20 protein-coding genes are annotated in these 21,733 nt (G+C 70.1%); 7 read left to right on the top strand and 13 right to left on the bottom strand.

Features of this window, described 5'->3' with window-relative positions; all coding sequences use genetic code 11:
* Positions 1–11: 11 nt before the first annotated feature.
* From C2865_RS35830 to C2865_RS35820, 3 genes are read right to left on the bottom strand one after another with little or no spacing between them, the layout of a single operon-like run.
* The gene (locus C2865_RS35830) at positions 12–650 is read right to left on the bottom strand and encodes a hypothetical protein (RefSeq protein WP_106403109.1); all 639 of its coding nucleotides are present in this window, start codon (positions 648–650) and stop codon (positions 12–14) included.
* The gene (locus C2865_RS35825; protein ID WP_106403108.1) at positions 647–1,324 is read right to left on the bottom strand and encodes a response regulator transcription factor; all 678 of its coding nucleotides are present in this window, start codon (positions 1,322–1,324) and stop codon (positions 647–649) included. Before C2865_RS35825 ends, C2865_RS35830 begins: the two co-directional genes overlap by 4 nt.
* Positions 1,315–3,210 (bottom strand): sensor histidine kinase, encoded by a 1,896-nt coding sequence (locus tag C2865_RS35820; protein ID WP_106403107.1) that lies wholly within the window; start codon positions 3,208–3,210, stop codon positions 1,315–1,317. Before C2865_RS35820 ends, C2865_RS35825 begins: the two co-directional genes overlap by 10 nt.
* A 744-nt stretch (positions 3,211–3,954) precedes the next feature.
* Here C2865_RS35820 and C2865_RS35810 point away from each other — a divergent pair.
* Genes C2865_RS35810 through C2865_RS35800 form a run of 3 tightly spaced genes read left to right on the top strand, consistent with a single transcriptional unit; the run spans position 3,955 to position 5,960 of the window.
* On the top strand, positions 3,955–4,785 hold the full coding sequence (locus tag C2865_RS35810; protein WP_106403105.1) for a DUF6193 family natural product biosynthesis protein: 831 nt from the start codon (positions 3,955–3,957) through the stop codon (positions 4,783–4,785).
* A complete protein-coding gene (locus C2865_RS35805; protein WP_198653839.1) occupies positions 4,775–5,326 on the top strand; it encodes a hypothetical protein in 552 nt (183 codons plus the stop codon). Before C2865_RS35810 ends, C2865_RS35805 begins: the two co-directional genes overlap by 11 nt.
* Entirely contained in the window at positions 5,316–5,960 is a 645-nt protein-coding gene (locus tag C2865_RS35800) for a hypothetical protein (RefSeq protein WP_198653838.1), read from the top strand. Before C2865_RS35805 ends, C2865_RS35800 begins: the two co-directional genes overlap by 11 nt.
* Before the next feature lie 182 nt (positions 5,961–6,142).
* Here the strand turns inward: C2865_RS35800 and C2865_RS35795 are convergent, their stop codons facing one another.
* Positions 6,143–6,712: a helix-turn-helix domain-containing protein gene (locus C2865_RS35795; protein WP_106403104.1), complete on the bottom strand. Its 570-nt coding sequence runs from the start codon at positions 6,710–6,712 to the stop codon at positions 6,143–6,145.
* Positions 6,713–6,759: 47 nt separating this feature from the next.
* Between C2865_RS35795 and C2865_RS35790 the strand changes: the two genes are divergently transcribed.
* Positions 6,760–7,545 (top strand): class I SAM-dependent methyltransferase, encoded by a 786-nt coding sequence (locus tag C2865_RS35790; protein WP_106403103.1) that lies wholly within the window; start codon positions 6,760–6,762, stop codon positions 7,543–7,545.
* A 296-nt stretch (positions 7,546–7,841) separates the two neighbouring features.
* Positions 7,842–9,191: a WD40 repeat domain-containing protein gene (locus C2865_RS35785; protein WP_106403102.1), complete on the top strand. Its 1,350-nt coding sequence runs from the start codon at positions 7,842–7,844 to the stop codon at positions 9,189–9,191.
* A 656-nt stretch (positions 9,192–9,847) separates the two neighbouring features.
* Here the strand turns inward: C2865_RS35785 and C2865_RS35780 are convergent.
* The 7 genes from C2865_RS35780 to C2865_RS35755 all read right to left on the bottom strand — a co-directional run bounded on the left by C2865_RS35780 (position 9,848) and on the right by C2865_RS35755 (position 16,659).
* A complete protein-coding gene (locus tag C2865_RS35780; RefSeq protein ID WP_106403101.1) occupies positions 9,848–11,785 on the bottom strand; it encodes an ABC transporter ATP-binding protein in 1,938 nt (645 codons plus the stop codon).
* 595 nt (positions 11,786–12,380) lie between these two features.
* Positions 12,381–12,893 (bottom strand): flavoprotein, encoded by a 513-nt coding sequence (locus tag C2865_RS35775; protein ID WP_106403100.1) that lies wholly within the window; start codon positions 12,891–12,893, stop codon positions 12,381–12,383.
* Between the two features lie 203 nt (positions 12,894–13,096).
* Positions 13,097–14,320 carry a helix-turn-helix domain-containing protein gene (locus C2865_RS35765; protein WP_106403098.1) on the bottom strand — a complete coding sequence of 408 codons (1,224 nt, stop codon included), beginning with the start codon at positions 14,318–14,320 and terminating at the stop codon, positions 13,097–13,099.
* A 183-nt stretch (positions 14,321–14,503) separates the two neighbouring features.
* Positions 14,504–15,133: a M15 family metallopeptidase gene (locus C2865_RS35760; protein WP_232835996.1), complete on the bottom strand. Its 630-nt coding sequence runs from the start codon at positions 15,131–15,133 to the stop codon at positions 14,504–14,506.
* A 14-nt stretch (positions 15,134–15,147) separates the two neighbouring features.
* Positions 15,148–15,819, bottom strand: a complete 672-nt coding sequence (locus tag C2865_RS39760; RefSeq protein ID WP_157964039.1) for a hypothetical protein — start codon at positions 15,817–15,819, stop codon at positions 15,148–15,150.
* A gap of 282 nt (positions 15,820–16,101) precedes the next feature.
* A complete protein-coding gene (locus C2865_RS39755) occupies positions 16,102–16,248 on the bottom strand; it encodes a hypothetical protein (RefSeq protein WP_157964038.1) in 147 nt (48 codons plus the stop codon).
* A 195-nt stretch (positions 16,249–16,443) separates the two neighbouring features.
* On the bottom strand, positions 16,444–16,659 hold the full coding sequence (locus C2865_RS35755) for a hypothetical protein (protein ID WP_106403096.1): 216 nt from the start codon (positions 16,657–16,659) through the stop codon (positions 16,444–16,446).
* A gap of 759 nt (positions 16,660–17,418) precedes the next feature.
* Here C2865_RS35755 and C2865_RS35750 point away from each other — a divergent pair.
* Entirely contained in the window at positions 17,419–17,637 is a 219-nt protein-coding gene (locus C2865_RS35750) for a hypothetical protein (RefSeq protein ID WP_106403095.1), read from the top strand.
* A 114-nt stretch (positions 17,638–17,751) separates the two neighbouring features.
* Here C2865_RS35750 and C2865_RS35745 read toward each other — a convergent pair whose 3' ends face one another.
* Entirely contained in the window at positions 17,752–18,135 is a 384-nt protein-coding gene (locus C2865_RS35745; RefSeq protein ID WP_232835995.1) for a BlaI/MecI/CopY family transcriptional regulator, read from the bottom strand.
* 537 nt (positions 18,136–18,672) lie between these two features.
* On the opposite strand from C2865_RS35745, the gene C2865_RS35740 reads away from it, so the two are divergent.
* Positions 18,673–19,227: an AAA family ATPase gene (locus C2865_RS35740; protein ID WP_198653837.1), complete on the top strand. Its 555-nt coding sequence runs from the start codon at positions 18,673–18,675 to the stop codon at positions 19,225–19,227.
* A 164-nt stretch (positions 19,228–19,391) separates the two neighbouring features.
* Here C2865_RS35740 and C2865_RS35735 read toward each other — a convergent pair whose 3' ends face one another.
* The gene (locus C2865_RS35735; protein WP_198653836.1) at positions 19,392–21,518 is read right to left on the bottom strand and encodes an oxidoreductase; all 2,127 of its coding nucleotides are present in this window, start codon (positions 21,516–21,518) and stop codon (positions 19,392–19,394) included.
* Between the last annotated feature and the right edge of the window lie 215 nt (positions 21,519–21,733).

The raw sequence follows: 21,733 nt of genomic DNA, 5'->3' as shown, positions 1-21,733 counted from the left end.
TCTTTGTTCGTTCAGTGGCGCGCGTAGGCGGTTCCTGCTGCGGCGAAGCCTGCGGCCAGGAGGAGCCAGCCGAGGGCGTTGATGAGGGTGGAGGCGTATCCGCCGATCATGATCACGGGGAAGGAGGCGAGCATTGCGGCCGATGCCCAGCGGGGGATGGTGCGGCCTCGCCAGAAGGCGATTCCCATGAGGATCACACCGAGGGCCATCAGCGGGACGAACACGGTTCCGGCGAGCATCGGCGCGCTGAAAGCCTCCATCTCGTCGAGGATCTTCTCGGTGGCGGTGATGTCGTTGACGGTCTTGTAGGAGGCGACTGCGGCGGCGTCGTAGCCGGATGCGCCGAAGGACACCGCGCTGAACCCGAGGAAGGTCAGGATGAAGCCGGTGGTGCCGAGCTTCTTTGAAGCCTCGCGAGCCATAAGGCCGGTGACGAGGGCGCCGGCGAGGGAGGTGAGCGCGAACAGCAGCAGCATGGCCATGGTGAGCTGAAGCCTGCCGGTGGCGGCTGCGGCCTTGGGGATCCAGGCTTCGGGCTCGTCGGCCGGCTGGTAGGGGAGGGCGAGGGCCCAGCCCGCCATGGCGAGCGGTCCGAGCGGAGCGAGGCGGCCCAGGATGCGCGGGGGCGCGGCCGCGTGTGTCGTGGTCATGCCTGTGACGGTAGGTTCCCGCCGCCTGGGGGCACATCGGTGCTGGCACCGGTCCCGCGGAGCCAGAGCAGGGCGGCGCGGACCCTGCGGTTGTGGTCGGCGTCCTGCGGCAGTCCGATTTTGACGAAGATCGATGCGAGATGGGAGTCCACGGTGCGCTCGGAGACGACCAGGCTGCGGGCGATCGCCAGGTTGCTGAGGCCTTGGGCCAGCAGGCCGAGCACTTCGCGTTCGCGTGGGCTGAGCCCGCTCCCGACGAGGTAGTGGTCGATGACCTGCCGGTCGACGGCCGTGCCGCCGGCCGCGACGCGCCGTACGACGGCCACGAAGTCGTCCAGGTCCAGGACACGGTCCTTCAGCAGGTAGCCGAACCTGGCGGGACGGTCGGCGGCCAGCCGCATGGCCAGGGCCGGTTCGACGATGTGCGAGAGCATCACCACCGCGATCGCGGGAAACCGGTCGCGGAGCAGGAGGGCTGCTTTGGCCCCTTCGTCGGTGAAGGTGGGCGGCATACGGACGTCGGCTATCACCAGGTCGGGCCGGTGCGCGACGACCGCGTCGATGAGTCCGGCGGCATCGCCCGTCTCGGCGACCACCTCCATACCGTTCTGGGTGAGCAGGCGGGCGATGCTCTGGCGCAACAGAACGAGATCCTCGGCGATCGCTACCCGCATGGGAGGATCACCTCGAGCACGGTGCCGTGCGGTCTGGCGTCACTGACGACCATGCTGCCGCCGGCCGTCCTGACTCGTTCGGACAGGCCGCGCAGGCCCGTGCCCGCTCGCAGGTCCGTGCCGCCCCGGCCGTCGTCACGGACGGTGAGGGCCGCTCGGCCGTCGCTGACGGTCAGCGCAATGGCGATCTGCTCGGCCTCGGCGTGTTTGAGGACGTTGGTGACGGCCTCGCACACCACCAGGTAGGCGACGGTCTCGACCGGCGCCGGAAGGCGCTGCTCGGGGATCTCCAGGTGGATGCGGGTGGGCATGCGTCCGGTGAGGTCGGTCAGGGCGGCTTTGAGCCCGCGGCGGCTCAGCAGGTCGGGCGTGGTCCCGCCGGCCAGTGCCCGCAGCTCGTCGATCGCGGTGGCGAGGCCTTCGGCGGCGTCGGTGAGCACGAGCTGCGCCTGCGCGTCCAGCTCTCGCTGGGCCATCTTCAGGTCGAGCGCGAGGGCCAGGAGCCGGCCCTGGACGCCGTCGTGAAGGTCGCGTTCCAAGCGTTTGCGTTCTTCGGAGACCGCCTCCTCGACGCGTGCCGCCTGGTCTCGTACGGCCATCTCCAGGACGGCCCGCTCGATCAGTGGCCCCACTTCGGGCAGGCAACCGTCCACGTCAGCGGCGTCTTGGAGCCCTACCAGCCGGGCCGACGGACCGGTCTCCACACCTTCCTCCGGCACGGGAACCCCCTCGGCCGTGACCCATCCGCGCTCGTCGGGAAGGCGTAGCAGCAGCAGCAGATCAGGCGCGTCCAGTGCGGTCCTCAAGATCTCTTGGACGGTTTCAGCCGGACGCGTCCCCGCTTCCGCCACCCGGACGAGCCGCGCCGTGCGCGCCCTGACCGGATCGGTGCGCAGGCTCAGAAACCGGACCGACCTGCGGCGCAGCGGAGCCAGGACCGCGGCGACGGCCAGTGTCCCGAGCACCACGGGCAGCACTCCGCTCAGCCCGCTGCCGAGGATCGTGCTCACCGCCACCACGACGATCGAGAACAGAGCGGTGACCAGCACCGACAACACCCTGGTGACGTCCCCCGGCGGAGGCTTCGGCCCGAGCGCCCGGCGCAGCCCGGCCGTGCAGACCAGGAACGGCGCGCAGAACGCCACGGCGAGCACGGCCTCTCCCAACCCGACAGACATCACATCAAACGCGAAAGCCATGAAACCGGCCAGAACGCAGACAAGGATCGTCGCGACAGGCGTCAGCGCGAGCACCGCGATCATCAGCGCCCTGGGCCGAGCCCCCCGGCGCGCCCGGGACAGCGCTCGCCACGCCACCGCCGGTCCGGCGAAGACCCCGGCCATCCACGGCAGCGGCAGCACCATCGCAGCGCCCTCGGGCACCTCGAGCACCGGCTGAATGTGCGCGAAAGGCGGGCCGACCGGCAGAGCCAGCATCCCGGCGACGGCGAAAGCCAGTCCGTAGCCTCCCACCGCGGCGGCCAGCCTCCGGCCTGCCGCCCCTACCAGCCCAAGCCGCACTCCCGCGATGACGAAGCAGACCTGGAGCAGCGCCACCGGCACGATATAGCCGGCGGCGTGCAGCACCACCACGAAGGAGGCGGCCGGATCGTCGTTCCACCGGCCGTACCCGACCGCGGCGGCCGTGGACACCAGGTAGACGACCAGCGAACCGCAAACGGCGAGCACCCACCGCCCGACCATCCGCTCCCCCGACCGGACCAGCCCGAGCCCCGCCTCCAGGCTCACCAGCGCCGAAACCGCCAAGAGCACGACGAACACCGGAGCACTACCGCCATAGCGGAATCCCGAGGCCCAAGCGGCCATCACCACACCGGCGGTGCCCACGACGATGCCGCCTACAGCCGCCCGGGCCCACCGGTTCATGCTCTGATGATGGCAGCGCGACCGTTCCACGGGAATAGGTGCCAGCACCTACTCAGGACTCTGGGCCTGGGACGACGATTCCCGATTCGTAGGCGTGGACGACCAGGTGGATTCTGCTGGGGGGTGGGCCGCTTCGACGCAGACGTGCACCGGCGTGCCGGGGGCGTGCTTGCGGGCGTCTGTCGGAGCCTCTTGGACCAGCCGGTAGACCGTCAGGTGCAGGCTCTCGGGGGCAGTCGAAATGTCCGGGTCGATCTCGAGCGGGACGGGGGAGCAACGGGGACCTGCCGGAGTGCTCCGGATCGGCTCCTGCCTGCGGTGGGTCGGACCAGCACTCCGAGCATCCGCCGCAGGGCCTTCGGTACGCTCGGCCTCGATCGCCCGGGCGAGGGCCGCGGCCTGACCGCGCCGCCAGCGGCGGACGTTGACGCCGAGCACCCGTACGACGGCGTAGAGGGCGAGCATGCAGAGCAGCGACGTCTGCCGGGACCTCCATACGGCGACGGTGTACAAGAATGCAGACCCCGATGAGGTCCGGGGCCCAGCCGCGCCATTCGACCGCGGTGCTGATCGCCATCGCCTGGGCCGCCCGCACCGCCCGCTGACATCCCGTCCCTGGCGCCCGGAACACCGGGCTCAGGACGTTCGCAGGACACGGACCAGTGCCGGCACCGATGCCCCGCCCACGAGCGCGGACCTAGCGTGCGGACGAAGACCGTGAGCGACACACCGAAGGAGGCGGCCGTGGCCGTCCGCGTGATGATCCGACAGCCGGGCCGTCTCCGGCCGACTGCGGGCACAGTGCTGACCGTGCCGGTGGCGCTGTCGGTCGCGGCGTGCGGACTGGTCGGCGTTGACGGCCCGAAACGGGCCGAGGAGGGGGCGCCGGCGGCACAGGTGCGGGCCGGCGCGTTCGGGGACCGGCAGGTGGAGTCGGTGGCAGAGCTGCTCGAACGGGCAGGTGCCGGTGTGGTCGACGGTTTCGGTGAGCGAGGGTCGCGACCGGTGCGGTTGACGAGATGGCAGGTGCGCGGGCTCCTGGCCGAGGCCGTCTCGTACCATCAGCCCCAAGACGAAGGAGCGCCCTTGGCCTCGCGACCCATCGGCCCCGACACGGATGAGCACGAAGTCATCAGGAAGCCGCGGCTTCCTGATCTCTCCGCCGCCCGCGATCTCGGCTCTGCGGAGACCGTGCGGGCTCGCTGGCGGCAGCTGCTGCTCGTCTGGCGGTGGCATCATGAGCGGCACGAGGCCTCGTACCCGGGTAGCGCCTACCCGGACATCGTTTCTCTGATCGAGGCCGCCGAAGCGGAACCCGAACTCCGGCAGCTCTACCCCTTCACCAGCCATTTCAGCCTGAACTTCAGCAGCTGTACGACTTACCCGTGGTCGGTCCAGGCACCGTCGATCACTCCCTTTCATGACGGTCGGTTCCGCGTCCGCCGTCCTCGAAGTTCTGATGTCATCGGGTTCGCCCAGACCGCGGACGCCGCGGCGGCCCTCGCCGTCGACGGTCTCCCTGCCGGGCTCGGCCCAGCCGTCGGCTCTGAAGGAGAGGGCGCTCGTGATCGGTGAAGAGGATACGGCGAAGCAGCGGTTCCTGATCTTGCATGACTACGGCATGGGCGGTTCGTGGTGGTGGGTCCGCGCACGTTCGGCCCGCGAAGTGCTGGAGACGTTCGCGGAAGTCGAGGTGATCGAAGCCCCGGAAGTGATCGGGCGGGCTGCGGGATGGAACCTGGAAGAATCCGATGTCGATGCGCCGACGATGCCTGCGGGCTTGGACGACCTGCGTGCAAAGCGGCAAGCGCACCGGCATCTGCCCGGTTTCGGGGCGCTGGCCGATCGAACCGTCGTCTACCTTCGGCGCCGCTGGGACGGAGACGACGGAGTCGACCCGGCCGACTACCTGATGGAGATCGGGTCCGACGGACGCCGGCTGAGGCAGGTGGAGCTGACCGAGAACGGAGACGTCCTCAAGAGCGGTCCAGACGATTGGCCGTTCAACCCGCCCGTCGTGGACCTCTTCGACCCAGAGCTGAAGGACCTGGAGATCAGCAGGGAAGAATTCGAGGCGGCCTGGCACCGCGCCCGCAAGGACGACCGTGACCTCTGATCACCTGCCCGGCCCCTCAGAAGCGCAGAGGTACAGCGCGGCCGATATCACCGTGCTCGAGTTCGACGCCTCCGTCCTGAAATGCCCCGGCATGTACTTCGGTGGAGGACTGGAAAACCCCAGGCTGCCGGCCTTGCTGCTGTCGGCCGCGGCTCGGCACGCACTACACCCGGCTGCGCGAGTCGCAGAAGATCACTCGCTGGCCGCAGAGATCGCCGTCCTCGGCGACCTCTGCTTCAACATGACCATCAGCCAGCAGCACGTTTGGCCAGACTCCCCTTCCCGCGGCTACTTCGACTCCCTTCTCGGCCCCGAGTGGTGGCTCCTGGCGGCGATCGCGACGCTCTGCACGACGACGACCGTCGAAATGTGGAGCGACGGCCGAGGCTTCAGCCAAGAACTCGCCGGCCTTCGCCCCCTCGGCACCGTGCAGAGCTTCGATCCGCAGGCCAGAAGCGGGACTTCCATCACTTTCACCATCGACGGCCGCAACCTCCCGTCCAGCGCCGCCTTTCCCGCAGACCTCGGCACCATCGACGCCCACGGCCCGGACTGCACCGCAGCGGACGGACCCGGCTACGTCGTCATCCGCGACCACAGGCCGGGCGGCCAGAGCAGCATCCGCCTGGCCTAGGTGTCCCCTCTTCGCCCCTGATGCGTCGATCCGAGTCCTTGATTCCAAGACCGCGCCTTACGTGGCTTTTGGGTGGTCTGAGTGCGAGCTCCCGGTGAGCCGGTTCTGCCTGACGACGTGGCTTCTCCATGCTCAGGCGTCGGGTTCTCGACGTGTGGCGGACAGGTCTGCTGGGTCGTCCGTCAGCCGGAGGAGGGCCCCAGGTGGGTGCGTTCGCCGTCGTGGTCGAGGATGCACAGGATCTCGGCGGCCTCGCCGTGCGCGCCGAACGCGTGCGGCACCATCGTGGAGAACTCCGCGGCCTCGCCGGCCTCGACCAGGATCGTGCGCTCGCCGAGCCGCAGCACCACGGTCCCGGACAGCACGGTGAACCAGTCCCGGCCGGGGTGCACCCGCAGCTCGTCCGGCACCGGCCGGGTGACCCTGATCTTGGCGACCGTCACGCCGTGCGCCGCGCCCTCCCGGGTCAGCAGCCAGGTGGTGGTGCCGCGCTCCTCGTCGCGGTGCGGCCGGATCACCACGTCGTCGTCGGAGCCCGACTCGACCAGCTGGTCGAGCGTGGTGCCCAGCGCCCGGGCCAGCGGCGCGAGCTGGTCGAGGGCGATCCGCCGGTGGCCGGTCTCGATCCGGCTGAGCGTGGACGGGCTCAGGTAGCTGCGGGCCGCCAGTTCGTCGAGCGACCAGCCGCGGGCCAGCCGCAGGCCGCGCAGGCGTTGCCGGACCAGGGTGTCCAACTCACTGTCTTGCGTCATACGCAAGATGGTATGCCAGTGGCGCAAGCCGCGGGTAGGGTCGGGGCATGGCACATCTGACCGAGATGCTCGACCTCGACGCCGAGGTCCTGCACGAATACCACCGCGAAGTCATCAGCTGGGTCGGCTCGCTGACCCCCGGCCGGCCCCACGTCGTCGACATCGGCGCGGGCACCGGCACCGGCAGCCTCGCGCTGGCTGGGCAGCTGCCGGACGCCCGGATCACCGCGGTGGACGTGGACGAGACGCTGCTCGAGCACCTGCGGAGCCGGGCCGCCGAGCGCGGCGTCGCCGACCGGATCCGCACCGTCCGGGCCGACCTCGACCACGCCTGGCCCGAGCTCGACCCGGCCGACCTGGTGTGGGCGTCCGCCTCGATGCACCACATGGCCGACCCCGGGCAGATCGTGGCCCGGGTGCGCGAGACGCTCCGGCCGGGCGGCCTGTTCGCGATCACCGAACTCGACTCGTTCCCGCGCTTCCTGCCCGACCCGGCCGGAGCCGCGCTGGAGGAGCGCTGCCACGCCGCGCTCGCCGCACACCGCGCCGAGGCCGGCCTGCACATGCACGAGGACTGGGGCACGCTTCTGGCGAAAACGGGCTTCACCGTCGAGGCGGAACGCCACTTCGACATCGACCTGCGGCCGCCGCTGCCGCCCGCCGCCGCCCGGTACGCGCAGATCTCGCTGCAACGCGCCCGGCACGGCCTGGCCGGTGCCCTCAGCCCCGAGGACCTGGCCGCGCTCGACGAGATCACCGCCGCGATCCCCGAGCGCACCGACCTCACCGTCCGCGCGGCCCGGTCGGTCTGGCTGGCCCGCCGCCCGGTCTGACGCCGCCGGGACGATCCCCGTGATCGCGGAGCCCGCCCCGGCTCGTCGACGTTCGCAGGCCTTCAAGATCGCATACTGGCTCTCGATTTCAGTCCAGCCGGAACCCGGTGGGCCTGGAGGCCGACGGCGACCGTGAACATTGCGGGCGGGCCGCTCGAGCTCGTCACGGTGAACCGGCATGAGCAGCAGCCGAACGATCAGCCACGATAGGAGGCCCGGCGAGTGCCTCTTATCGTGGCTGACTGTTCTGATGGCGGACCGCGGGCCGGCTCGCTCTGGTTTTGAGAGGGGCACGGATGGTGCGGTGGGAGAACGATCCGGCCTATCAGGCGATCGCGCAGGCGTTCATGGACGGAGACCTGGAGGCGCACGCGGGCGGCCCGCTTGACGTCCGCGCCGTGATGGCGTCGATCTCCCAGGAGACCAAGGACGCTTTCGACTACGACCATCTCCCGTGGGACCGCTTCCCCCGCGGCCCCGAGACCCGGGACGATGTGGCGCGCCTGCGCTCCGACGACGCCGAAATGGTGCACCAGGCGCTGCGCGGCGTGAACGGGGAGCTGGCCAACGGCGCCTGTTCGGTGGCGGCGCTGGCCGTGCCGTTCCTCCTGCGCGTCGCGGCCAACCCGCGCGGCCATTGCCGTGCCTATGCGTTGGAGTTGGTGGCGGGCATCGTGCAGTGGGCGCCGGGACCCGGCCGATGCACCCGCGAGAGCGCCGGTGACGGTCCGACGAAGGCGTCGGGCACGCCCCCGCCGTCGCAGTGGTCGCGGACTCCGGTGAAGGTCGGCGCGCCCCTGACCGGGCACCGCGATGCCGTCACCGGCGTGTCCTTCAGCCCGGACGGGCGGATGCTGGCCACCGGAAGCCTCGATCGCAGCGTGATCCTGTGGGACGTCGCCACGGGCAGGCCGAAGGGCGATCCTCTGCGTATGGACGAGCGCGTCGACGCCGTCGCGTTCAGCCCGGACGGGCAGGCGCTGGCCGTGGGGACGGCCGCCGGTGTCGTCGTCTTCGACGAGCCCCTGAACGGCCCGAGCGCGAGACCGCTTCCCGGAGCCGACTCGTCCGTGAGGTCCGTCGCGTTCGCCCCGGACGGCGGACTCCTGGCGGCCACGGGCCTGGACGGCAAGCTGTGGCTTTGGGATGCCGTTGCCGGCGGGCTGAGCGGCGATCCCCTCGACGCCATGAAATCCCCCTCCGAGGTGCGGTTCAGCCCGGACGGCTCGGTTCTGGCGATCGCGGGCGGTGAACTGTTCCGGCTGGTGGACACCGCCTCCCGGCGCGACCTCCTGCGGCTCGACACCGGCGTCCTGTCCATGTCCGTCGCGTTCGGCCCGGACGGGCGGACGCTGGCCTTGCCCGGTGCGGACAAGGTCCGGATCCTGAACGTCCCCGACGGCCGCGAGCTGCGCTCCCTCGAGTCCGACGGCCCCAGCGCGCTGGCCTTCAGCCCCGGCGGGAGGACGCTTGCGGTCACCGGCATCAACGGGTACCTGAGCCTCTGGGACACGGCGACCGGATCGCCCGTCGCGGACCCGGCCGATGTGGGCTTCGGACTCCTGCTCGACGTGGCGTTCAGCCCGGACGGGAACCGCCTGGCGGTCGCCGGCACCGGCGGCCGCGTGCAGCTGTGGCAGCCCTGACCCGACGACTCTCGAAGTGGCGTGCTGTTTCGTTCCGGTCGCCGTGAGCCTGCCCGAGCCCCCGCCGAAGGACCGATGCACCGCCCCGGGCTGGTGCTACCGCGACTGAAGCAACCCCGGGGACGGCTCTCCGTTCCCGGGAGTGTTCCCAGCCGTCAGGCAATTGACCAAGGACTATCCAGTGGAGGGCTTGTCGCGTGGCAGGGCCTCTTCACGTCAGTGTCTGCGACCGGCCGAGGCTTTTCGGGGATGGACGCCGACGGGCGGTAGGCCGCCTCGCTTGATCTTTTCGGAGGCGCTGATGTTCGCTCGTGTGCTGCTCTGGCTGGGACTCTGCTCGGTCTCTTCGTCGGCCTCGCCATGATGGCGAATTCCGTCGCTGGTGGGAGTGGGATGTCGGCGCCGGTCCGGGTCGGACAAGGCTTGATCGGCATCCGCGCCGGGAGGCCGATGACGGTGGCCTCTCCTCGCTGCCGCTGTCGCATCGGCTTGGAGATCGCCGGAATGCGCTTGCTCACGTTAGCGAGAACCGGCATCGTCTCGTGCCGGATGGGTTCATGGCGCAGCACGAAGTCGTTTCTGCGCAGAAGCGGCCTTTCGCAGGCACTCGTCGGCCCCGCTCCTTTCCTGAGCGGGGCCGCAATGCAGGAGCCGGGTCAGGAGACGGCGGCGTCCGCGCTGTACTGGCTTGCCTGCAGTGTCCACAGTTCCGCGTACTCCCCGCCCAGGGTGAGGAGTTCGGAGTGGGTGCCGCTCTCGGTGACGGCTCCGTCCTGAAGGACGAAGATCCGATCGGCGTGCTGGACGGAGTTGAGGCGGTGGGTGATGAGCAGAACGGTGCGGCCACCGGCGATTGCCCGTACGCCCGCGAAGGTCTCGGCTTCGGCCCGGGGGTCCAGTGCGGCGGTGGGTTCGTCCAGCACCAGCACGGGTGCGTCGCGGAAGTAGGCGCGGGTGAGCGCGATGCGCTGCCACTGCCCGCCGGACAAATCGACGCCTCCCTGGTATTCCGGTGCCAGCAGCGTGTTCCAGCCGTCCTTCAGCGAGGTGATGAGCTCGCCTGCTCCTGAGGCTGCGGCGGCGCGGGCGAGGGCTTCGCTGGTGGGTTCGGTCTCGTGGCGGCCGACGGCGACGTTGGCGCGCAGGGTGAACGGCCACCTCTCGAAGCCCTGGGACAGCAGTGCCACCTGGGAGAAGAGCTGGGCCCGGTCGATGTCGGCCGTGTCGGTGCCGTCCCAGGCGACCGTCCCGGAATCGGGCAGGTAGAGGCCGGTGAGGAGTTTGGCCAGGGTGGTCTTGCCTGATCCGTTGTGGCCGACGAGGGCGACGACCTCGCCGCGGCGGATGGTGAGGTCGACGCCGTTGAGGGCGGGCTTGTCGGCGTTGGGGTAGGCGAAGCGCAGATCCCGTGCCTCGATCACCTCGGGGCCGTCGGAGTGGGAGAGGCCGGTGCCGCTCAGGGGGATGGCCATCTGTTCGGCTTGGCGGCAGGCGTCCCGCCAGTCGGCGGTGTAGAGGCCGTACTCGAACATGTAGTTGATGGAGTTGATCAGGTTGTTGAGCTGTCCGGTGCCGGTCCGGATGGCCAGGACGGCGGTGCCGGCGGCGGCCAGTTCCATATGGCCGGTGGCCAGGAGCCAGCCGAGCAGGACGTAGGTCGCTGCGGTGGTCAGGCCGCTGAGCGCCCTGGCAAGCAGGCCCGCGACGGCGTCGGCGCGGGCGAGCCGTGCCTGTTCGGCTGCGGAGTGGGAGGCGAGCCGGTCGTAGTGGCCGAGCAGGAAGGCTCCGGCGGCGTGCGCGCGGATCTCCTCGGCGGGGGCCTTGCTGGTCAGCAGGGAGGTGAGGCTGCTCTGCTGGCGCATGTGCGTCAGCCAGGTGAGGCGGGAGATGTTGTGGCGGCGGGTGGAGCGGACCATCGCCCAGCCCTGCGGGAGCACGATCAGAGGCAGCAGCGGAAGCAGCAGCGGATGCAGCACCCCCAGCACCCCCGCGGCGGCGGCGATGCTCATCATCGCGGTCAGGGTCTTGATGAGCTGCTCGATCACCACGTCGATCCAGCCCGCCCCGAACTGCGCGGCTTCCATCAGGTCGTGGAAGTCCGCCCGCTGGAAATGCAGGAGTTCGACCTTGGCGGACCGGTCCAGCAGCTCCGAGTAGGCCAGGCGCTCCACTTTGGGTTTGAGCCGGCCGGACACTGCGTTGGACCAGGCCGTCATCAGCGCGACGCTGATGCCTGCGGCCGCCACGAGCAGCAGCGCGGGCAGGGCGTTGCGGACCCGCTCGGGAGTGGGTCCGGCGGCCAGGAGCTGCTGTAGGACCTGGTTGGTGGCCAGCAGCCCGAAGGCCGTCGCCCCGCCGACGATGAGCTGGCAGCCGACGACGATCACCAGCGCCCGCGGGTCGGCGCGCCAGGAGAGCTTGAGGCAGATGCCGATGAGCTCGGGCAGCTTGCGCATGATCTGCAGGAACCCGGCGGCGGTCTCCTGTTCATGACGGGCCCAGCCCATGTTGTATCTGATCCCGGATCCGAACAGCGGATCCGGGGATGCCTCCTGGGCGGCACCGGGGGCGGGAGGATCGGACTTGGCACTCACTGGCGAAACTCCGTTCCGTGGGGGCGGGGCGGCGTGGGAGATCGGCTTCGGGTGAGGCGGGAGAGGGCTACGTCGCAGGCGGCCAGGTGATCACAACACGGCTGTGCCGCTTGTCGAGCACTCGCCCTTCGGGAAGGTCCGCGTCGAGGGTGCCGGCCGGGTGGGGTCGGCCGGTCGGGACCGTCGGGATACCGAAGCCGACGGGAGCTCAGGAGCCTCGCGCCGGCCACCCGCCGGGTGAGTGCAGGCAGTCAGCCTCCCCGATGCACCTGCCGCTGACAGATGGCGGCTCGCCAACGCCGAGCCACGGCAGGAGCCGTTCTCTCCAACGAGAGTGAAGGCGAAGACGGCCCGGCTGCCGCAATGCGTGTTCACGGACTTGGCGAGCGGTTCTCCGTTGGCGACCTCACCGGACGCGAGGGGGTCGGCTGAAGCCCGCGAATCATGAGTGCCACAGGTGTCCTCCAGCGTCGTCGGCCTGGGCTCGCTTGGACCGTATCGAGCTGAGCCGCCGGGACATCAGCGTGATTGATATCGCGGTGATTGGCCGGATCCCGCCACAGCGCGGGTCGTCGTCGGCCTCGGCGGGGACGGATCAGCGCAACCGTCGGCTGACACGATCCAAAGCCCTCTCCCAGGGGAAGGTTTGCGAGGTGACGGCCGCGTCCGGGAGCAGGAGTTCGACCCCCGCGTCTTCAAGAGCGGCCAGGCTCCGGCGATAGGCCGGGTGGGCCTGCAGCGCCCCCTTGGAGTGGGGAACGGCGAGGACGGGGATCTCCAGGCCGATCGCTTCGTTGATGAGGCCGAGCGCAAGGGTGTCGCTGATTCCGGCGGCCCACTTGTTGATCGTGTTGAACGACGCGGGCGCCACCAGGACCGCATGGGCCTGGGGAAGCACGTCCGGATCGGCAGGACGCTTGTAGGCGGACCGTACGGGGTGTCCGGTGAGCTCTTCGAGTTCCGCACGGCTGTCGGCGAGCCAGTCCGCGGCGGTCGGCGTCAGGATCACGCACACGTCGAAGTCCCGGGCGTGCGCGGCACTGACCAGGCGGCGGACGTGGTGAACGGGCGGCGCGGCGCACATCACCGCATACAGGACATGCCTCATGCGCTGATCCTCTCAGCCGCCCTCGGTTGCGAGGATCTCCCCGGTCTCGACCGGGGTTCCCACCTCGTCGCTCCGGTAGGCGCGGGCGGCGTCCAGGTCGACGCCGCGCATCCCGGTGATCGACATCCGGTCGGTGAACCTTGTCAGGCTGCGCGCGGGGACCTCGAACGTCTCCGCCGACTCAGCGCCATCCGCCCGGCAGGTCACAGAGCGTTCATGCGCACGGCGAGCCGCCGCAGCCGGTCCTTGTACGTGCGGTGTTCGGCGTTCAGCAGGGCCCGGACGGTCTTGTGCGCGAGCGGATGGTTGCGGACCAGGGCAGGAGTCGTCCTCTCGGCCTTCTCCAGGACGGCGAGGGAGCGGGCCCGGTCGCCGCACCACAGCCAGCCGCGCGCCATGTCGAGGTAGTGGTGCCCCACACGAGAGCGCGGAAGATCCGCGGAGAGCCGCAGGCCGGCTCCCCGCATGACGGCCTCAGCACCGTCGCCGAGCTCGACCGCGACGGACACTTCATGGATGGCGACGTTCCCCGAGGTGAACACGAGTTTGTCGGGGTCGGCCGCCCGGTCGGCGGCGGACAGCCGACCGAGCGCCTCGTGAGCCAGCCCCAGCCTGGCGTAGGCCTCGTCTGCGTCGAGGTCGCGGGCGGCGGTGATCGCCGCCCGCAGCTGGATCGCGCCGCATACGGCGACGGCTCTGGGTTCACCGCGGCGGTAGGCCTCGCCCAGGCTGGTGGCGGTCTGGTCCAGAACGCAGAGGGCGTCGCTCCAGGACGCTGACATCCATAGTTGCCGTACCCGTAGATAGTCGCCCACCGCGACGAGGTACGGATCCCCGGAGCAGGACGCCGTCCAGCGGGCCTTGTCGACGAGCAGCACCGACAGGTCACCGTAGCCGAGCCGGTAAGCCACGGCGTCGGACGCGCGGTAGACGATCGACAGCAACCCGAAGCAACGCTCGCGGGCAGCGCCGGTGGTGGTGTGGACGGCGGCATGGAGTTCGGCGAGAACGGCGGGAATCATCTCGGCGAGCTTCAGATACGCGGCCTTCTGCCGCAGCACGGTCATCGCCGCGACCACAGCGGTGAGTTCCCCGACGCTCCGGATCGGGGCATCCCAGTCCGGAGCGAGGTCCAGGCGCATGGCTTGGCGGCGGATCTCGCCGATCGAGGCGTGCCCGCGGTCTTCGACGGGGTTGCGGCCCAGCCTGACGGGGCGGGTGAGCAGTTCGTTCGGATCGACCTTGAGCGCCTTGGCGAGGGTGGTGACGAGGCTGATGGAGTCCAGGACGACCTGGTCGTTCTCCAGCATCGACACCCAGCCCTGAGTGCGGCCGATCCGCTGGCCGAGCTGAGTCTGGTTCAACCCGGCCCGGTGCCGGAACCGGCGGATGCGCTGACCGTCGCTCTCCCGCTGCAGATCCCCCATCCGGCCATCGTCGTCCAGGCCTGTAAGGCTACGGAAGAGAAGCCGAGCTTAGCCGCGGGAGCTGTGACGCCGGAGGGAGCCGATTGTCGCGGACAGGCTCCTTGCACAGGCCGTCGAGCTCGTAGTCGAAACAGCACGACGCCCTCCCAGCAGACCACCCGAAAAGCCACGTAAGACGTGGTCTTAGGCGGTGGGTCCGTACAGTGCGGCGGGGCTGCCGGTGGCCAGCGCCCAGTACCGGTCGCCATAGGACCAGTGCCACCACTCGGTCGGGTAGTTCACCAGCCCGGCCTCCCGCAGGGCCGTCGATAGGACTTTCCGGTTGGCGCGCGCTTCGGCCGACAGGCCGTCGGCGTCGGTGTAGCAGCGGCCCGAACTCTCCTCCGGGCTGGCGTTGACGGGCGTGCCCATGTCCAGTTCCCGGCCGTCGGTCGTGACCAGGGTGAGATCGACCGCGGCGCCGGCGCTGTGGGGGGCGATGTCCGGGGGAGAGACATACCGGCTGGCCGCCCGGTGCAGTTGCTCGGCGAACCAATCAGGGTGGGCGGCGGCCAACGAATCCCGGTACTCCTCGAAGTACCGGGACTGCAGCGCCGGTGGCCGGTACCCCTCCACCACCAGTAGCAGCAACCCCTCAGGCAGCGCCTGCTGGGCATGCAGCAACCGCTCCAGCACACCCGAGCGCAGACGGGCATAGGAGCCATCGGTGTCGGCACGGCTGTCATCCAGCCGCAACACCGACTCCGGTCGCAGATCGGCGAGCGGCTCCCCGCACTCCACCACGGGAACTGCGGCCACAGCGGGGTCGGACATCAACACGATCGAACTCATCCCGCGACCCTACCCACCCTCCCGAACACCCCGAATCCCTCCAGCCACGCAGCAGGGCCGCCGGGCGGGATGGGTCGTGACCCTTGGCGTCCGCCGCTGAAAGACGGGCCAGACAGCCTAGGGGGAAGTGCAGAAGAAACACGTCCGAGCACGAGACGGTCGCCGAAGAACATCGCCTCCCTCCGGACGTCGACCGGGGAGGAGCGATGAACTGCAAGTAGCTGTGGGTGGTGATGCTGACGGGTCTGACCGCTGCTGCCCGGTCCACCACCGTATGGATTCCCTAAAGCCCAGGCGGCGATAAAGACGCCGCGGCCACACTGCCCGAGGGCGACTTCGGCGGTGCGTCGGTCGGCAGAGACGGCCCCGGTCTGGAACGGGCCGGTCGCCTCGGCGACCTGCGGCGCCGCAACCACCTCCCGTACCGCTTTCTGGATGCGGGTCCGGTGGGCCGGGTCGTCGACGGTCTCGCCGGACGGGGCGGCGAACACCAGCTGCGCCGTCACCCCGGTCGCCTCCGGCAGGGACCGTTCCAGCAGGTCGATGCCCTGCTGGGATTGCGAGCCCGGGATGGTGGCCTCGCCGTCCAGGTGGGAGCCGAAGGCGGCGAAGCCGCCCCGACCAGGAACAGCAGCACCAACCAACCGGACCGACAGCGGAGCGATCACCGTGACAGGCGATTGACCCGAGCCCTGAACGGCCCCGGCGCTTTCGCGTCGGGGCCAGGAACCCGGCGGGTCAGGATCAGCCGAGCAGGGCGTGCAGGAGGACTCGGTTGACCTCCACGCCATGGCCGAGCCGGATCGGCCGGCAGGGCAGTGCATCGAGCAGCTCCGGCATCGGCTGATCAGCGGCAGTGGTCGACGGGGCGAGACCGAACACGTCGGGGTAGCGGTCCTCGAATGCGGCACTGAACAGGTCACCCGGCCTCGCGGCCCGCCGTTCGTCCCTCAGCCCGGGGCCGTGCCGGGGGTGGTGCGGGTGGCCTGGCCTCCGGTGGCCAGGGGCAGGCCGAGCCGGTCACGCATCTGGTCGAGCCTGAACTGGGGTTTGAGCTCATGGCCGTTGGGCTTGCGCAGCGGGGGTCGGCAGGGCATCGGTCACCCCCTCTGGTGTTGGGCGGGTGTATCTGCCGGCCGTCGGTGTCGGTGACGGAGCAGCCCGCGGTGGCGATACGGGTGGCGTGCCTCACGCGATGGCTCCTCCGGTCGGGCGGGGATGTGCAAGCCACATGTCGGGGGATGCGCACGAGCTTCGGAAGACCCGTGCTCCGGGCGGGCTTCAAGTGGCGGTTACCGGGAGGCCGTCCGTCCGTGATGGAGCCAGTCGAGCATGTCCTCCGGTGCCAGGGACCGCACGAGCGCGTCGTAACGCTCCAGGTCGGTCGCGGTGAGCACCGTGTCGGGGGTGCGGGTGGGGCCGTGAGCGAAGAACAGCCGGTGGTCTTTGAAGAGGCCGAGGCCTTCGTCCGGAACGAACGAGGCGTCGATGACGGCCGCATACGGCACGCTCGGCTTCGGCGGCCGAGTGCCCTTCTGATCGGGACGCGGCCGATGCCGCCGCCGAGCCTGCGACAAGTGATGTAGAAGAACGGACCGACCCCGGCCAGCGCTGTCGGGAGCAACACCGACACCCATCCTGTGATCCGCCATGGACGTGAGGTGATGCGGGTGAGTGGCTCTCCCATGGGTTCCGGCCGTGGTTCGTCCGGAAGTCGGCCACCGGGAGGCATCCGAGCTATTACTCTTGTAGTTTTATGGGATGGACTCCGCCTGCCAAGCCTCGACACGCGGATGCGAAGCACCCATGGCGGTCGGCGCGGGCGGAGTCCGGCCCCGCGGCGCTCGTCGACCGACAGGCGGCCGGGCCACTGATCCGCGACCCGGACCCCAGGGCCCGCGCCGACCGCCCGGTGCAGAGGCGGCGGCCGAACGCCGGGGAGGCCGCCCCGTTCGGCCACTTGGCGGCTTTTGCCCTTTCCTTCAGGTAGGACGCAAATGATTCACAACACGCCCCCTCTCCCCTTATGCTTCTACACGCGTGTAGAAGATGCGACGGCGAGGCGGATGCTTCCGGCCGCTCTCGCGTCTGGCATCCGGCTGAAAGGCAGGGACGGGGCGATGGACGGGATTCGCCGGACCACTCCCCTCGCTGCCTGCTCCAGGGTGTCGTGCCCGGCTGCTCCCAGCCCGCCGGGCACCGCACACGCAGGCACGGCCGGCTCGGCCGTGCGCATCGTCAGCGACTCACATCGTCCGGGAGGACACGTGGCTTCGATCGATCTGGAAAAGGTGCTGGACAAGGCGTGGGCGGACAAGGGCCTGCCGGAGATCCTGGCCGCCCCCGTCTCCGCACTGAAGGGCGTCTCCGACCGTGACGGCGAACTGCTCAAGGAGGCGTTCGGCATCACCACGGTCGCGGAACTGGGTGAGCTGAAGTACGCCCGCTGGGCTCAGGCACTGGCCGCTCTGGGCGCTGCCAGGTAACCCGCTGCGCATGTGTGGTGTGGTCGCTTCACCGGCCGCACCACACGTGGGAGGCGACCATGCCGTGACCGAAGAATCGAACGCCGGAGAGATATTCCGGGCGGCTGCCCGCCGCTACTCCTCCGCCGCCTCCGCCTGATCCAACAACTCGCGCAACACCCGCTCGTCCCGTGGCGGCAGCCCGGTCACGAAACGGGCCAGCACCGCCTTGCGGTCGCTCTCCGCGTCCAGGACCCTGCGCATCCTCAGGGCCGCCAGGTCGGCCTCGTCGGCCGTCGGGGTCCACACGAAGAACCGGCCGGACTTCTCACGCGTCACCGCGCCCTTGGCCAGCAGCCGCGTCAGGATGGTGATCACCGTGGTGTAGGCGAGGGAGCCGCCGAGCCGCTCCTGCACCCATGCCGTGCTCACCGGTCGCGGCGCCTCGTGCAGGGCGGCCAGCACCTCCACCTCCAGCTGCCCCTGGCCGCGCCGTCGGCCGCGCTCCTGGTCCCTCACCTCGTCCCCCTTCCGCCGCGTGCCCGACCCCTCCGGGGTAAACGGTTCATCGTAGCCAGCGGACGAGGCGCTTCGCCCCGTACTTTTCCGCTCGTGTTCACCGGACGGCATCGCGCCGGCATCCGCGCGTACGTTCCGGCGGAGACGGTCGCCCCGCCGAAGGACTCGCCGCGGCGAGATCAGCGTGCGGCCGGACGGGTGCGGCCCGGCTCGCACAGGACCCCGAACCCGGGATGAACATGACAGGCTTCCACGCTACGGACTACTACAAAAGTAGTCGAAGCGATGGGCGATCCCGCGCTACCGGTGGCACCGCAGCCGTAGAGGGGCCACCACTGCACCCCGGCGCGTCAGGCCTGGTGGGGCGGGCCGATGGCCGGTAGCCGAAACAGAGGGTCAAGGGACCATCGCGGGTGCGCGGCCCACGGCGCGCCGGACGGCCTGGATCCGTGGACCGGTGCGGTCACGGTGCGCCCGCAAGGCGGTGCGGTGATCGTGGACCTGCGTGGGTGCGGTGGCGATCCGGGATGTGCGGGCGTGAAGCAGCTGCGCTTCGCCGTCGGCGACGTGGTGGTGCTCTCAGGGCTGCCCGGCAGCGGCAAGAGCACGCTGATCACACAGTCGGTGGCGGCCTTGGACGAGGCGGGCCGGACAGTGAAGCGGGTGGATTCGCACGAGGTCCGCCGGCGATGGGAGCAGCGGCTGCCGGCCTGGGTGCCGTACGCGGTATACCGGCCGGGAGTCCGGATCGCTCACTATCTGCGGTTGGGACGTGCGCTGCGCTCGGGCGGCAGCGTGGTGGTGCATGACTGCGGCAGTCACGGCTGGGTACGGCGGTGGGCGGCATGGACAAGACGCAACGGCTCGGGACGGGTGCACCTGGTGGTGCTGGACGTGGCTCCCGAGCATGCGGCAGAAGGACAGGTATCGCGCGGGCGCACCGTCTCCCGGCGCGCCTTCGTGCGGCACCGTCACGCGATCGAGCAGCTGCTCTCCCGGCTGGAAAGCGGCCGGCTACCGGAAGGCTGCGCTTCGATAGTGCTCCTGGACCGCCGTTCGGCCAGCGGACTGCACGCAATCGATTTCGACTGACCCCACGGTGTTGCTTCGGGACGAGAGGGGCACCTCCATCGCGGCCCTCGCCCGCGGAGTGAGCCGGGCCGTGCTTGCGATCGACGGTGGATCCATGACGCGCAGAGCGGTATGCAACGAAAGGCGGACCCCGGATGTGCTTCGGGGTCCGCCTTCGGCTGCGATCAGATCGCGGTGGCCACCTTCCACGCCGAGTGCATCGCGCCCTCGATGTAGTCGACCTCGGCGGCGTCGCCGACGATGTGGACGTCGACGCCGGCCTTGGCCAGTTCGTCGGCGAGCGGCGCCGATGCCGAGACGCCCGACGCCACGACGACCATTCTCGCCGGCACGGACTGCGGCTTGCCGTCGACGGTGAACTCGACGGTCTTGCGGGTGATGCGCTCGACGGTCGCGTTGCGCTGGATGTTCACGCCCAGCTCCTTGGCGTGCTTGACGGCGGTCCAGCGGCGGGGCATCGCCATCGGCACACCGAGCTGCCGGCCTTCCTCGATCAGGGTCACCCGGCTGCCGCGCTCGGCGAGGAACTCCGCGAGCTCGAGTCCCACGAGCGATCCGCCGATGACGACGACGTACTTGCTCATCGGCAGGAACCTGAGGTACTTGCGGCTCAGGTCGCGAATCCTGGCGGGGGTCTTCGTGACACCGACGAGACCGCCGAGCCTGGCGGCGACCCGCAGGAACGGCGCCTGGTCCGAGACGTCGCCGGTGCCGGTCATCAGGCCGCGCAGGCTGTCACCGGTGTGCACGTGGGGCAGGTCGCCGCCCGGAACGCTCGGACGCGCACGCACGGCTCCCGTGGCGATGACGACGGCGTCGGGCGCGAGGTCCTTGATCGTCGCGGCGGTGGCCTCGGTCTTCAGCCGGACGTCGACACCGGCCCGCCGCACCTCCTGGCTGAGCCAGTTCAGCAGGCGCTCGTTGTCGGGGGTGGTCAGCGTCGAGAACCACAACGTTCCGCCGAGACGGTCGGTCTTGTCCAGCAGGGTGACGCGGTGGCCGCGTTCGGTGGCGACGCGGGCGGCCTCCATGCCGCCCGGTCCGGCACCGACGACGACGACGTGCTTGCGGGTCGCGGTGCGCGGGAACGGCAGCAGCTTCTCGTTGCCCAGTGCGGGGTTGACCGCGCACAGCGGGGTGGCGTCCCAGAAGTTCTCCTGCACGCACACGTAGCAGTTGATGCACGGGCGGACCTGCTCGCTGCGGCCGGCCTTCAGCTTGTTGACCAGGTCGGGGTCGGCCAGCAGCTGGCGGCCCATCGCGACGAAGTCGGTGCGGCCCTCGGCGATCATCTCTTCGCCGACCTCGGGCAGCATGCGGCCGACGGTGATGACCGGAATCGACACCGCGCGCTTCACGACCGCGGCGTTGTCGGTGTAGAAGCCGACCTTGTCGGGCAGCGGGCCGTCGGTGAAGTTCGCGAACGCGTTCAGCGCGGTGCCGGTGACGTGGATGGCGTCGGCGCCGGCCTGCTCGAACAGGGCGGCGGCGCGGGCGGCCTCGTCGGGCGTCAGCCCCTCGGACTCGCCGTACTCCTGGCCTGCCAGACGCACGATGACGGCGAGGCTGTCACCGACCTCTTCCTTGACCGCGCGGATCACCTCGCACGACAGCCGCGCCCGGTTCTCGAGCGACCCGCCGTACTCGTCGGTGCGCTGGTTCGAGTAGCGGCTCAGGAAGCCGCCGAGCACGTAGTTGTGGGCGCAGTGGATCTCGACGGCGTCGCCGCCGGCGGCCTTCACGCGGCCTGCCGCCTCCGCGAACATCCGGACCAGCCACTGGAGGTCCTCGTGGGTGGCCTCACGGTGGGTGGGCCTCTTGCCCTCCTGGATGGCGGCCATCTTCCCGAGTTCCTCGGGGGTGCAGTCGATCATCGCGCTCATGTCGCCGGGAGGCTTCGGGACGGACGGCACCAGCTGCGGGCGGCCGTCGAGCGTGTCGATCCGGGCGACCTTGCCGTGGTGCACCATCTGCACGCACAGCTTGCTGCCCGCCTCGTGGACCGCGTCGGCCAGCGCCTTGAGGCCGGGGATGAACCGGTCCTCCGACAGGCCCGGCTCCTTGCGGCTGGTGCAGCCGGCCGGGTACGCGACCGCGCAGCAGCCCGTAATGATCATTCCGGTGCCGCCCTCGGCGCGGGCCACGAAGTGATCTATATCGCCCTGCTCGATCTCGCCGTCCTCGCAGAGGTTCATGTCCATCGCGGGGAGAACCACTCGGTTGGCCAACGTGATCGGCCCGATCTTGCCGGGCGAGAGAAGGTTCGGGAACGTCTGCTGTCGGTTTACCACCAGCCGAAACTATTTCGCGACGCAGATCGCTTGTGACGCCTTCCCGCTCAGCGGGACCCCCCGGGGCAGGGTCCGGGTGTCACGACGAGGTGATCCACCGCGGAGGCAGGGGCTGCGGATCAGGCGTGTTCGTTCGAGGTTCGCGGGGCGGTGTGTATCGGCCTGCTCCGAGATACGTGGAGGACAGGCCATCCGGCCCACCGACCTGGTCTACA

The organism is Actinocorallia populi (assembly GCF_002995495.1).
Taxonomy (GTDB): Bacteria; Actinomycetota; Actinomycetes; order Streptosporangiales; family Streptosporangiaceae; genus Actinocorallia; species Actinocorallia populi.
The sequence above is the reverse complement of the archived record's forward strand: the minus strand, read 5'-3'. Positions and strand labels throughout refer to the sequence as shown.